Consider the following 13,187-nt stretch of genomic DNA (forward strand, 5'->3'; position numbering starts at 1 on the left):
GCAAACCTTTGTTTACGCTAAACTTTGTTCTATCGCCTTACGAAGATGTTTATCTCTCCAGCGTTCATACTTTAGTTATCGGAAAGCCATGTAGATTCTTTAGTAATTTATTTTAACTTTTTTATAAGCCTCTATTTTTAAATCAATTTTAAGCTTAAAGTTGCGCTTTTTTATCTCTCTATCTTAGCAGCGACAAACACAAAAAAACCCAGCTAATACATGCGTACCAGCTGGGTTTGTTAGATTATGTATTGTGTGACGTTTAACCTTGCAGTAAAGAAAGGGCCGCTTGTGGTCGTTGATTCGCCTGACCTAAAATCGTACTACTTGCTTGCTGCAAGATTTGCGCTTTCGTTAGTGCCGCGGTTTCTGCTGCAAAGTCTGCATCTTTAATACGCGAGCGTGCCGCTGATACATTTTCAATGATATTGGTTTGGTTTCTAATCGTTGAAGAGAAGCGGTTTTGTATCGCACCCAGTTGTGCGCGCTTGGCATCTATTGCCCCTATCATTGCATCTACTGCTGCTAGAATGTCCTGTGCTTCACCCACTGAAGTAAATGACAGTCCACTGGCATTCGCAAATGCGGTATCTGCCCCTGCTGATGCACCCGATACATTACTGGCTGCTGCAGCTAAACCACTGACTGTGAAGTTAGCAATTGACACTGTGCCGCCTGTTGCCGCTGCAATCGAGGTCATCGTCATACTGATGGTTTGGTTAGCATCTGCACCCACTTGGAATTCGGCGTTAAATGACCCATCTAGTAGGTTTCGACCACCGAATGTGGTGTCATCTGCGATACGGTTGATTTCTGTGCCTAGCTGTCTTAGCTCAAGTTGTAGGGCTGCACGGTCTGCATCTGTATTTGAACCATTTGCCGCTTGCGCCGCTAAGGTTCTGATACGCTGGAACATTCCCGTCATTTCATCTAACGCGCCTTCTGCGGTTTGCGCCAAAGAAATGCCATCGTTGGCGTTTCGGTTACCTTGCGTTAAGCCATTTATTTGACTCGTCAATCGGTCTGCTATCTGTAGACCTGCAGCATCATCTCTTGCACTGTTTATTCTTAAACCCGACGAAAGGCGTTGAAATGCCGTATCTAGTTCATTACCAGAGTTCATTAATTGTCGTTGCGCATTTAAGCTCGATACATTGGTATTCACAAATAAGGACATATCTTACCCCTGTTCTAAGTTCTACATAATCTGTGTATGAACTTACAAAGCAAAAACCAAACCAAGTTATTTTTAATAATGAAGATCAGTGAGTTGAATGTTAATAATGACTCAATTTAGAAGGGAATTGTCACAGCAAATAAGGTTAAATAGTGTACGACACCAAGAAGAAGCCACTGTTTGCCGCTTACTTTTTCCTATTGAGGAAATGTTTTGCCTTGATCTGAAACGCTGAGAAGGATTATTCGCCAAAATTTATTGGCATAAGGATTGCTTTATAATCTGTGTTGAATAGATACCAGATTGGCCCGAAACTTATCCAGTATCTAGATTTAACTAAGTAAAGCCTCCTGTCATGCGCTCACTTAGTGTATTCAACTTCAAAAAAGCCCTGGTTAGATACTAACCAGGGCTTTTTAATTAACCTAGTAACGATAGTGCTGATTGTGGACGCTGGTTCGCCTGCGATAAAATCGTACTACTTGCCTGTTGTAAGATCTGCGCTTTCGTTAGCGTCGCTGTCTCTACCGCGAAGTCTGCATCTTTAATACGTGAACGTGCTGCCGATACATTCTCTATGATATTCGTTTGGTTACGAATGGTTGATGAGAAACGGTTTTGTACCGCACCTAATTGTGCACGCTTCGCATCTATCGCACCTATCATCGCATCAACCGCTGCTAATACATCTTGCGCTTCACCCACCGACGTAAATGATAGACCACTTGCGTTGGCAAATGCGGTATCTGCACCCGCTGATACACCCGAAACATTACTCGCTGCTGCCGCTAAACCACTTACTGTGAAGCTTGCTACTGATACTGTTCCACCCGTTGCTGCTGCAATCGCAGTCATCGTCATACTGATGGTTTGGTTTGCATCTGCACCTACTTGGAATTCTGCACTGTATGAACCATCTAGTAAGTTTGTACCACCGAATGTAGTGTCTGCCGAGATACGGTTAATTTCTTCACCTAGCTGACGCATTTCTAGTTGCAGTGCTGCACGGTCTGCATCTGTATTTGAACCGTTTGCCGCTTGACCTGCTAAGGTACGAATACGTTGGAACATACCTGTCATTTCATCTAACGCACCTTCTGCGGTTTGCGCTAATGAAATACCATCATTCGCGTTTCGGTTACCTTGTGTTAAACCGTTAATCTGACTGGTTAAACGGTCTGAGATTTGTAGACCCGCTGCATCATCTTTTGCGCTGTTAATACGTAAACCTGACGATAAACGCTGAAAAGCTGTATCTAAGGTATTACCTGAGTTCATCAATTGTCTTTGAGCATTTAAGCTCGATACGTTTGTATTTACATAAAGTCCCATGGTGATCCTCCTACCGCAAACCTTTGTTTACGCTAAACTTTGTTCTATCGCCTTACGAAGATGTTTATCTCTCCAGCGTTCATACTTTAGTTATCGGAAAGCCATGTAGATTCTTTAGTAATTTATTTTAACTTTTTTATAAGCCTCTATTTTTAAATCAATTTTAAACTTAAAGTTACGCTTTTTTATCTCTCTATCTTAGCAGCGACAAACACAAAAAAACCCAGCTAATACATGCGTACCAGCTGGGTTTGTTAGATTATGTATTGTGTGACGTTTAACCTTGCAGTAAAGAAAGGGCCGCTTGTGGTCGTTGATTCGCCTGACCTAAAATCGTACTACTTGCTTGCTGCAAGATTTGCGCTTTCGTTAGTGCCGCGGTTTCTGCTGCAAAGTCTGCATCTTTAATACGCGAGCGTGCCGCTGATACATTTTCAATGATATTGGTTTGGTTTCTAATCGTTGAAGAGAAGCGGTTTTGTATCGCACCCAGTTGTGCGCGCTTGGCATCTATTGCCCCTATCATTGCATCTACTGCTGCTAGAATGTCCTGTGCTTCACCCACTGAAGTAAATGACAGTCCACTGGCATTCGCAAATGCGGTATCTGCCCCTGCTGATGCACCCGATACATTACTGGCTGCTGCAGCTAAACCACTGACTGTGAAGTTAGCAATTGACACTGTGCCGCCTGTTGCCGCTGCAATCGAGGTCATCGTCATACTGATGGTTTGGTTAGCATCTGCACCCACTTGGAATTCGGCGTTAAATGACCCATCTAGTAGGTTTCGACCACCGAATGTGGTGTCATCTGCGATACGGTTGATTTCTGTGCCTAGCTGTCTTAGCTCAAGTTGTAGGGCTGCACGGTCTGCATCTGTATTTGAACCATTTGCCGCTTGCGCCGCTAAGGTTCTGATACGCTGGAACATTCCCGTCATTTCATCTAACGCGCCTTCTGCGGTTTGCGCCAAAGAAATGCCATCGTTGGCGTTTCGGTTACCTTGCGTTAAGCCATTTATTTGACTCGTCAATCGGTCTGCTATCTGTAGACCTGCAGCATCATCTCTTGCACTGTTTATTCTTAAACCCGACGAAAGGCGTTGAAATGCCGTATCTAGTTCATTACCAGAGTTCATTAATTGTCGTTGCGCATTTAAGCTCGATACATTGGTATTCACAAATAAGGACATATCTTACCCCTGTTCTAAGTTCTACATAATCTGTGTATGAACTTACAAAGCAAAAACCAAACCAAGTTATTTTAAATAATGAAGATCAGTGAGTTGAATGTTAATAATGACTCAATTTAGAAGGGAATTGTCACAGCAAATAAGGTCAAATAATGTACGAACTCATAAAAAGCCATTATTTGCCGCTTGTTTTTACCTATTGAGGAAATGTTTTGCCAAAAAATTAATTTATAATATTTAATATCCATGCAACCCAACGATGGTTATTAAGAAAAAGCCCCAACCAAATCATAGCCAGGGCTTCTCATCTTTGGATAGATAGATTTATCTTATGTATTCCAATAAAGATAAATTTGATAAGCGACCAAATGTGGCCTGAGAAGCCTGAAGCGCAGTTTCGTGCTTTGTTAGCTCTGTAATTGCTTCAGCCATATCAATTTCGATTAACTCTGCTTTATTAAGCTTATTATTGATGTCTAAAGCTTCATTCGCAGAGATCACTCTTTGAATCGTGTTGTACCTTCCACCCAGTCTCGCTTGGGTTTGGGACACAACATTCGTTGCGTTTTGTAAACCAACGACCGCATCAGAAAGCACTTGTTGAAAGTCTGCATTTGATAATGTCTCATCATTTAATGCAGCGGATAACGCTTCCAGTGTGTTAAGCACATTATCATCTTCTGGGGCCGCCAGGTCAAAGCTAAGTGAAGTCGGTGCTGCTCCTGTAAACGTAATATCCATCCCCGCGACACTGATTTCGTTACCAGAAAATGTACCACTTTGGATCGTTGCTCCACCTTGCACCACATCAAACGTTGTAGCTGATGTCACATTAATAGTTATGGTATTAGCAGTTGCCGGTGCCGTTGGATCTGCATTGTAATTTGTGTTGTGAAAATCATCAAAAACACTTTGTTCATTAACATAAACCGACGCGGTTGCTGGAGTAATTGTGCCGCGATCAATATTTAATCTTTTGTCGACCTTTTCAAAGACTTCAAAACCATTATCACTTGATGGAATTTCAACATCTTCAGCAACTTTTATCTTATGCTGGCCTTGGTCACCATTATAAACATACTTACCTTGGGTGTTATCGTATGAATACGTTTGAGTATTGTCTTGATAACCAGAAAAAATATATCTGCCATCTTCAGATTTACTATTCATCCAAGAAAATACAGCACTGGTGATCGTGTCAATCTCTTCTGCAATAGACTGCCTATCAGAGAAAGATTGAGAACCATTACCCGCCTTAATGGCTAATTGATTCGCTCTGAATAATGAGTCCTTGATATTTTCAAGGACTGACTCTTGTGTTTCTAGACGACTATTTAGCATCGTTGTATTTTTACTATACTGCTCATTTACTTTTATTTTGTCGCCATAAAGCATCGCCCTAGCCATTGCTGATGGGTCATCAGAAGCACTAAGCACTCTTTTCTGTGTTGTAATTTGCTCTTGTGCTTTATTAACCTCTTGCTGATTATTTAAAATCGAACTCAGGTTATTTTTGAAAATCATATTATGAGATAAACGCATGATTTATTACCTCGCTGCACTTAAAAGAGTATCGAACACAGTTCGAGCTGTTGAAATAATTTGAGCTGATGCCGAATAAGCCTGTTGAAAACGTAACAAACTCGCAGCTTCTTCATCTAGATTAACGCCTGATAATGATTCAAACCAAGCTTCAGACTGAGCTGCTAAAGCATCAAATGCGGCGCCGTTCGTTTTCGCTTGATTGGCAATTACACCGATTTCAGTTACTAAACCCGCATATGCCTCGTTAAACGTTTTATGATTATCAGCAGAGGCTGTAGTCACGACATTTTGACGCACCAGCTCCTGTGAAGGTAACTTTGAAAGCTCGAGGCCATTACGGTTATCATCAAAACCACCGGTATTGAACTCAACAGTAAATACATCACCAACTGCAGCGTTTCCTTCAATATTAAAGTCAAAGCCATAGGCATCATACGGTGCTCCAGCCTGAGCTAGAATGTTGTCTGCTGGCGGTGTGATTGTAAAAGTCGTTGTACCATTGCCATCTTGAATTTGATATTCATTGGCATTACCTGTTTTTGTCAGAGTTATATCCCCTTGAGTCAAACTAGGTGGCGCAGCAGTAAAGTTACTCCCAGTGCCAGTATTACTAACTGAACCAACAGAGATTTTTGCATCACTTGTATTACCCGCTTCTGTCATTGTTCTTATTGGAGAGGCAAGTGCTAAACTTTCTGGTCTTTGCGTTGCCAGCTCTATTGTCGCAGCGGCTGTAGAATTCATTTTCACAAGAAAACTGTCTCCGGTATTAGCCGCACCAGACACATTCATTTCTAGACCAAATGACTCTCCACCTGTAATAGTGCTTGAATCAATGACCCCAGCTGTGACATTAGCCGTTGATGGCGTACCAATTACATTCCCCTTGCTATCTACCGCAGCAATTTCAACGGTCGTGGCACTGGTAAAGGTAACTCTAAAATCTGTTGCTGGAATTTCATTACCTTTGCCAGCTTCAATTGTCGCACTAACCGTTGCCGAACCGGTATTATTCGCATAAGCGAACCCATTCACTGCTGGAATATTAAAAATATCTCCACCCAGATTTCCATCTAGGTCCATGCCTTTTTTGTTTTGCTCGTTAAATGCGTCAGCCAGTGCTATACCGATCTGTCCAAGCTGGTTTTGAGCTGGATGGAGGATCTCATCGCGAAATGCCAACAAGCCGCCCATTTTACCTTTGAGCGTACTAACATTTACATCTAACTGAACTGCTTTGCCGTCCGGAGAGTCTAATTTCAACTCTTTGATATTAGGATCAGGAACTCCGTCCATAGCAAAAGTATTAAAAGTCCCGTTTTGCATCACTAACGACTGGCCTGAGCCAAGGAAAACGAGCTTCTCGCCATTTGGTCCATCTAAAGTCTCTATGTCCACCAGCTCTGCTAACTCTTTAATCGCTTGATCGCGTTCATTAATTACAGAATTACCGCTTGTAATGCCTGTTTGCATTTCAACCGCAGCGACTTTGTCATTTAAATCACTAATTTTTTGAATCAGGTTATTGGCTTCATCAGCCATAATACTCAGTTGTTCATTAACAATGCTGTTTTGATCAAAAACAATCCCTGACAAACGACCCATTTGATCCACTAAGTTCTGTGCATCAGATAAAAAGAGTGAGCGAGTTACGGTTGAAGAAGGAAGGTTCATTGCTTCTTCAAGGTTGTTATAGAGCGAATTAATACTGTTATTTAAACTATTTGATTCTTCGCCAAAAAGCGTATCTACACGAGTAGACTCACTGACAAACTGCTCGTAAAAACTCTTATTAGATATATCGCGATTTAATTGCTTCTGAGCAAACTCATTAATCAAACGAACTGTTTCGCCGCGGCCAACTTGGTTACCGACCATAGTGCTATGTTCGGTTCTTTCACGAATATAGCCCTTAGTATTAAGGTTCGAGATGTTCTTACTGGTAGTTTGCAGCAATTCAGTATTTGCTCTGATCCCCGCAGTACCAATATTCATTAAATTGAAAGACATCTTAGTTAACTCCTTGACGTACTAGCGACGTTAACATTTGTTTAAATTCTCCTCGCTGTAAGACATTTTTTATTTTTTCTGCGTAATTAGGATCGGTGGCATAGCCCGCTTGTTGTAGCTCTTCTAAATATTGCTCTGGTTTATCTGCATTGTTTAATGCTTGGCTATAGCGAGGGTTACTTTGTAGAAAGTCGACATAATCATTAATACTGTCTTTAATCGATTCATAAGCTCTAAAGCTGGCTTGCTTTTGCACTGGCAAACCTTTCTCAAACTCTAATGTCATTTTTTTGGCGTGCTCGCCCTGCCATGCTCTATCCGCTTTAATGTTGAATAAATTGAAGCTACTGCCACCATCTTGTTTGGCAATTACATGTTTACCCCAACCAGTCTCAAGTGCAGCTTGTGCTATCATCACTGCTGGATTTAAACCTATTTTCTGTGCTGCAGACTTAGCGTGATCCCACATAGCACTGATGAATGATTCAGGGCTATCAAAATTAGGCTTTTCATTTAATTTTTCAGCTTGTGCAACAGGCTCTGGCTGACGACGAATAAACTCAGGGAGCTGCTCAGGTGTCGGTTTTTGCATCGGTAACTGGGCGTCATTACGTAAAATCGATGAAGGCTTATAACCATCAACATTTGGTGAAAGTTGTTTAACAATAAGGTCTGCTAGCCCTAAGCTGCCCTTTTTTGATAGCTCTAAGGAAAGCTGTTGATCATGCATTTCTTGGAAAAACTTTACGCCACTTGAGTTAAATGGACTGTTTTTATCTTCCATCGCTTCGTTGGCTTTACGCATACTTTTCATCAGCATTTGCGTAAAAATAGATTCAAACTGCTCAGCAGCTTTTTTTAGTGCTTCATTCGATGCTTGTTGATCGCCACCGCTTTTCAACGCATCTTGTCTAAGTGCATTCAGATCACCTAAATCAAAGAAGTTTTGTTTTTCTAACGGATTGGTATTCATGCTCATCATTTACACTAAATTAGTCATACTCTAATAAAGCAATTATCGAGCCAAAAAAAAGCCCCGCAAAAGCGAGGCTAACTAATTGATTATAAATAAGACATTAAATGACGACTAATTGACCATTTATTGCACCCGCTTCTTTAAGTGCCTCTAATATAGCCATTAAATCACCTGGCGCAGCGCCAACTTCATTGATGGCTCTAACTAAATCATCAAGACTTACACCTGGGTTAAATACAAATGCTCTTGAGTCATCTTGGTCCACATCAACAATACTCTGACGGGTCACTGCGGTTTCACCATTCGCTAATGGTTGGGGCTGCGATACCACCTGATCTTCAGCTATGGTCACTGTTAATCCACCGTGAGTGATAGCTGCGGGCTGAAGCTTCACGTTTTTACCAATCACGATAGTACCCGTTCTGGAGTTAACGATGATTTTAGCTGATGTGTCGGCAGGCTTGAACTCTAGGTTTTCTAGCGTAGATAAATAAGCAACGCGTTGTGACGGATCACGAGGTGCAATAACTCGAACTGATGCTGCATCCATAGGTTTAGCACTGTTAGGGCCTACTAAATCATTAATGGTATCAGCTAAGCGCTTTGCAGTTGTAAAATCAGGACGGTTTAAGTTAAAAGTAATAAAGTCGCCTTGAGTAAAGGGACTGGCTACCGCACGCTCAACCGTCGCACCATTAGGGACTCTTCCGACTGTAGGAGTGTTAATCACAACTCGGCTGCCATCTAACCCTTCAGCACCTAAACCACCAACAATTAAGCTGCCTTGTGCAATCGCATAGACATTTCCATCAACCCCTTTTAAAAAGGTTTGCAATAACGTACCGCCTCTTAGGCTACCCGCACTGCCAATTGATGACACAGTAATGTCGATATTTTGACCCGGCTTCACAAAAGGAGGGAGCTCTGCATGTACGGCAACGGCCGCGACATTTTTAATTTTTGGTTTTAGGTTTGCGGGTAAAGTAATGCCAAATCCGTTCAACATAGCTTTAAAACTTTGTTCTGTGAATCTTGATTGCTCACCAGTGCCCGGAAGACCCACAACTAAACCATAACCCACTAATTGGTTAGAGCGAACGCCTTCAACCATACTCACGTCTTTAACACGCTCTGCATACGCACCATAGCTTAGTACAAGCGCGCAAGTTGCAATAATTACTTTAAACATCTTCATGGGGATCCCTTAAAATGGCATTAACGTGCTTAAGAAGAATTTTGCAAGCCAACCTGCACTTTGTGCTTCTTGCCCCTGCCCTTTACCTGAATATTGTATGCGGGCATTAGCAATGCGATTTGATTCAACGGTATTGTCTGATTTAACATCCGCAGCCCGCACTAGCCCTTCAATACGCATAAACTCTTCACCGGTATTCAGTGTTAGCCACTTTTCTCCTCGTACCACCAAATTACCATTTGGCAGTACGCGCATTACATTGACCGAGATGTTGCCAAATAAACTATTTGATTGGTTGGCTTGGCTGTCACCCGAAAATGAATTATTCGAATTCAAACCAAACTGCAAACTTTGACCACCCAGATTAATGTTATCGCCACCAAGTCCAACAACGGGATCGAGAGATGCAGACGTTGCCTTACCTGTCGTTGTATTCGCAGCTTTTGTCGCAGACGTTGTTTCGCGTAATACCACAGTCAAAATATCGCCGACTCGTAGGGCTTTTTTATCTCCATATAAGTCATTTGATAAATTAGGATTAAACAGCGAACCTGTTGCTACAATCTGCTCAGCCTCTTGATCTGGATAGATAGGCGCATAATAAGGGTCGTCTTTAACAACATTCTTGTTCTGTGTAGATACACACCCAGTTAAAAGCAATGAGCCTAAGATGATTAAACTTACAATACGCATATCAGCCTCCAGAATTATAATTGCTGATTAATATAACTCAGCATCTCGTCTACTTTTGAGATGACTTTAGAGTTCATTTCATAAACTCGCTGAGTCTCAATAAGGTTAACTAGTTCTTCAGTTACATTTACATTCGATGTTTCAAGTGCCCCTTGCACAATAGAGCCTAATCCATCGACACTTGGGTTACCTTGAACAGGCGCACCACTTACAGCAGTTTCTGTATAAAGGTTTTGACCAATTGGCTCTAAACCTGATGGGTTGATGAAGTCACTGATAACCAACTGACCAATAACTACGTTTTCTGCTTGTCCTGCAATGGTTACCGACACTTCACCATCTTGAGAAATACTGATTGATTTAGCGTCATCAGGCACGTTCATTTCTGGCTGCACAGGGAAACCTGCACCTGATGTAACCACTCGACCATTTTCATCTGTGGTGAACTGACCATTACGTGAATATGCAACCGTACCGTCTGGCATTTGGATTTCAAAAAAGCCCGGACCTTGGATCATCCAATCCAGTGAATTTTCGGTGCTTTGCATATTACCTTGTGAGAAATTCTTTTGGTTAGCAACGACCTTTGAACCTGCACCTAACATCAAACCTGATGGAAGTTCTGTATCTTGCGAAGAGCGACCACCTGGCTGATTAATGTTCTGATAAAGCAAATCTTCAAAAATCGCGCGGCTTTTTTTGTAGCCAACGGTACTGGCGTTGGCGAGGTTATTCGAGATAACCGAAATATCAGTTTGCTGGGCATCTAAGCCCGTTTTACTGATCCATAATGCTGGGTTCATAACTTATACCTCACTCATTAAACAATACGCAGAAGCTGAACTTGTTTCTCGTCCATCTCTTCTGCCGATTTCATTAGTTTCATTTGCATTTCGAACTGACGCTGATGGTTGATCAAGTCGGTCATTTCATGCACCGGATTTACGTTTGACATTTCAAGCATGCCACTCATGACACGAGCTGTTGGCGAAATCTCACAAAAACCACAGAAGCCGTCTTCTAGCGCATCTTCTTTCGGTCTAAATAAACCATCTCCGCCTTTTTGCAGCTTACTGTTATCCGCTTCAATGATTTTCAGTCTATCCACAACTTCTAAAAAGTTTGCTGGTGCCCCTTGTGGACGTACCTGAATTGAACCGTCATCACTAAACACAACTTTATCGACTGGAACCGGTAAAATAATCGGTCCCCCTTCGCCAATAACTTGACGGCCGTGACTGGTGATCAAAGCACCATCAGTTGTAATATTGAACGTACCCACTTTGGTATACGCCTCTTCTCCAGAGGCATCTAACACACTTATCCAAGACTTCTGATCAACGGCGATATCGAGATCTCTACCAGTCTCAACAACCGCACCGCTCACCATATTTGTACCTGGACGTTCTTGCATTGCAAAAACACGTGTTGGTAAACCTTCACCAAACGCTTGCATTGAGCGAGCCTGGGCAAAGTCAGCTTTAAAGCCTGTGGTATTGGCATTGGCTAGGTTATTCGCTTTTAATGCCACGCCACGCAAACTTTGTTTGGCGCCAGACATTGCGATATACAGCATTTTATCCATTACATTGGCCTAAAAATTAATCTTAAACCTAATAAAGCAATAAAAGTGCCAACCTAATTTTGACGTTTAAAAAAGAAAAGAAAGGCCGCAAGAGCGGCCTTAATGAAAGAGGTAAGAAGTGATTATCGGATCTGAAGAATATTCTGCTGTAATGTAGAGTTAACTTCTAGCGCACGTGAGTTAGCCTGGAAGTTACGCTGCGCACTGATCAAATCCACCAGCTCATTTGTTAGATTCACATTTGATTGCTCTAATGCAGAAGAGTTAATTGTTCCTAAAGTACCTGAACCTGGCTCACCTGCTATTGGCTCACCAGACGTTAAACTCTTCTTCCAAGCTGTGCCACCTACCTGAGATAAACCTTGAGAATTCGAGAAACGGACCATGGCAACTTGACCTAAGAAAGCAGTATCACCATTTGAGTAAGATGCAACCACTTTACCGTCTGCACCAATATCAATACCTGCTAAGCGACCAACTGTTGCGCCATCTTGCTCTAACGCTTTAACCTCAAATCGGCTAGCATATTGTGTAGGCAGCTTGTTTGCTGTATTCCCTTCATCACTCCAGTTTACTGTAATGTTATTTGGGAACTGCGCACCATTTGTCAAACGCTGAGATAAACCAGTTGTACCTGTAGATAAAATATTAATATCAGGAAAAGTGGTCTCTGGCGCTGTTACATCTGGTAGGCCTGCTGCCGTGAATTGCAACGTATCAATTGGTGTATGTGCACCTGTAGCAGTCTGGTTACCATTGATATCGATGGGGATCTCATCCATCGTCGCGAATACCTGCCAAGAGTTATTAGCAACCGCAGGATCTTGTTTCACAAAGAAAAACTGTACTACGTGTGGTTCACCCAATGAATCATAAATTGTCGTAGAAGTAGACGAGTTATAACTTGTGCTATCGCCAGGATCAAATGTTGTAGTCGATGGCGCGCCAGCACGTGAATCTAAGTTCATCGAACTATAAATGTTTGACGTGTGACGAGGCGAACCAGATGCGTCAGGAATTTGAATTGGAGAAGCGGTACTCAGGCTCAGTGATGTTGTATTACCCGTACCTGGGTCAACCGGAAAGCCTTGTAAGTAATTACCTGCGGCATCTGTTACGAAGTTATCTTTATTAAGCTTAAACGCACCTGCACGCGTATAGGTATAGTCTTGTGAAGCAATATCTTCACTCATTGCAAAGTAGCCTTCACCCGTGATCGCTAAGTCTAACGAGTTTTGAGTAAATTTAAGTGACCCTTGGTGGAACTGCTGAGCAACCATGGTCGTTTGTGCACCGTCACCATTTTTAGTTTTACCAGAGCTGAATACAGAAGATGCATAAACATCCGCAAACTCTGCTCGAGACTCTTTAAAACCTGTCGTGTTAACGTTAGCAATGTTGTTTGCTGTGACATCTAGGTCTTTCTGTGCCGCAGCTAATCCAGTTAATGCGATATTGAAACTCATGTTTTCACCTCTTTCA

At 42.1% G+C, this 13,187-nt stretch carries 11 protein-coding genes; all 11 read right to left on the bottom strand.

The genetic code is table 11. The annotated features are described in order from the left end of the window. Positions 1–262: 262 nt before the first annotated feature. Positions 263–1,177 carry a flagellin gene (locus tag ACH784_RS12965; RefSeq protein WP_404390836.1) on the bottom strand — a complete coding sequence of 305 codons (915 nt, stop codon included), beginning with the start codon at positions 1,175–1,177 and terminating at the stop codon, positions 263–265. A 420-nt stretch (positions 1,178–1,597) separates the two neighbouring features. Beyond that, entirely contained in the window at positions 1,598–2,509 is a 912-nt protein-coding gene (locus ACH784_RS12970) for a flagellin (protein WP_404390840.1), read from the bottom strand. 277 nt (positions 2,510–2,786) lie between these two features. After that, positions 2,787–3,701: a flagellin gene (locus tag ACH784_RS12975; RefSeq protein WP_404390836.1), complete on the bottom strand. Its 915-nt coding sequence runs from the start codon at positions 3,699–3,701 to the stop codon at positions 2,787–2,789. A gap of 324 nt (positions 3,702–4,025) precedes the next feature. Then, entirely contained in the window at positions 4,026–5,243 is a 1,218-nt protein-coding gene (gene flgL / locus ACH784_RS12980; RefSeq protein ID WP_404390842.1) for a flagellar hook-associated protein FlgL, read from the bottom strand. A gap of 6 nt (positions 5,244–5,249) precedes the next feature. Continuing rightward, complete coding sequence (flgK, locus tag ACH784_RS12985; protein WP_404390844.1) at positions 5,250–7,256, bottom strand: flagellar hook-associated protein FlgK; 2,007 nt, start codon at positions 7,254–7,256, stop codon at positions 5,250–5,252. A 1-nt stretch (position 7,257) separates the two neighbouring features. Further along, positions 7,258–8,229 carry a flagellar assembly peptidoglycan hydrolase FlgJ gene (gene flgJ, locus ACH784_RS12990; RefSeq protein WP_404390846.1) on the bottom strand — a complete coding sequence of 324 codons (972 nt, stop codon included), beginning with the start codon at positions 8,227–8,229 and terminating at the stop codon, positions 7,258–7,260. A gap of 103 nt (positions 8,230–8,332) precedes the next feature. Beyond that, on the bottom strand, positions 8,333–9,427 hold the full coding sequence (locus tag ACH784_RS12995; protein WP_404390848.1) for a flagellar basal body P-ring protein FlgI: 1,095 nt from the start codon (positions 9,425–9,427) through the stop codon (positions 8,333–8,335). Between the two features lie 9 nt (positions 9,428–9,436). Next, the gene (flgH, locus tag ACH784_RS13000) at positions 9,437–10,120 is read right to left on the bottom strand and encodes a flagellar basal body L-ring protein FlgH (protein WP_404390850.1); all 684 of its coding nucleotides are present in this window, start codon (positions 10,118–10,120) and stop codon (positions 9,437–9,439) included. A 14-nt stretch (positions 10,121–10,134) separates the two neighbouring features. Then, complete coding sequence (gene flgG, locus ACH784_RS13005; RefSeq protein WP_138483442.1) at positions 10,135–10,923, bottom strand: flagellar basal-body rod protein FlgG; 789 nt, start codon at positions 10,921–10,923, stop codon at positions 10,135–10,137. 17 nt (positions 10,924–10,940) lie between these two features. Then, positions 10,941–11,705 carry a flagellar basal body rod protein FlgF gene (locus ACH784_RS13010; RefSeq protein WP_404390852.1) on the bottom strand — a complete coding sequence of 255 codons (765 nt, stop codon included), beginning with the start codon at positions 11,703–11,705 and terminating at the stop codon, positions 10,941–10,943. A 122-nt stretch (positions 11,706–11,827) separates the two neighbouring features. Continuing rightward, entirely contained in the window at positions 11,828–13,171 is a 1,344-nt protein-coding gene (flgE, locus tag ACH784_RS13015; RefSeq protein WP_404390854.1) for a flagellar hook protein FlgE, read from the bottom strand. Between the last annotated feature and the right edge of the window lie 16 nt (positions 13,172–13,187).

The organism is Pseudoalteromonas phenolica (assembly GCF_044788725.1).
Classification (GTDB): Bacteria; Pseudomonadota; Gammaproteobacteria; order Enterobacterales; family Alteromonadaceae; genus Pseudoalteromonas; species Pseudoalteromonas phenolica_C.

Bases quoted from the DNA above. Each gene is read 5' to 3' on its own strand.
- ACH784_RS12965 (WP_404390836.1), bottom strand. From the start codon at position 1,177: ATGTCCTTATTTGTGAATACCAATGTATCGAGCTTAAATGCGCAACGA.
- ACH784_RS12970 (WP_404390840.1), bottom strand. From the start codon at position 2,509: ATGGGACTTTATGTAAATACAAACGTATCGAGCTTAAATGCTCAAAGA.
- ACH784_RS12975 (WP_404390836.1), bottom strand. From the start codon at position 3,701: ATGTCCTTATTTGTGAATACCAATGTATCGAGCTTAAATGCGCAACGA.
- flgL (WP_404390842.1), bottom strand. From the start codon at position 5,243: ATGCGTTTATCTCATAATATGATTTTCAAAAATAACCTGAGTTCGATT.
- flgK (WP_404390844.1), bottom strand. From the start codon at position 7,256: ATGTCTTTCAATTTAATGAATATTGGTACTGCGGGGATCAGAGCAAAT.
- flgJ (WP_404390846.1), bottom strand. From the start codon at position 8,229: ATGAATACCAATCCGTTAGAAAAACAAAACTTCTTTGATTTAGGTGAT.
- ACH784_RS12995 (WP_404390848.1), bottom strand. From the start codon at position 9,427: ATGAAGATGTTTAAAGTAATTATTGCAACTTGCGCGCTTGTACTAAGC.
- flgH (WP_404390850.1), bottom strand. From the start codon at position 10,120: ATGCGTATTGTAAGTTTAATCATCTTAGGCTCATTGCTTTTAACTGGG.
- flgG (WP_138483442.1), bottom strand. From the start codon at position 10,923: ATGAACCCAGCATTATGGATCAGTAAAACGGGCTTAGATGCCCAGCAA.
- ACH784_RS13010 (WP_404390852.1), bottom strand. From the start codon at position 11,705: ATGGATAAAATGCTGTATATCGCAATGTCTGGCGCCAAACAAAGTTTG.
- flgE (WP_404390854.1), bottom strand. From the start codon at position 13,171: ATGAGTTTCAATATCGCATTAACTGGATTAGCTGCGGCACAGAAAGAC.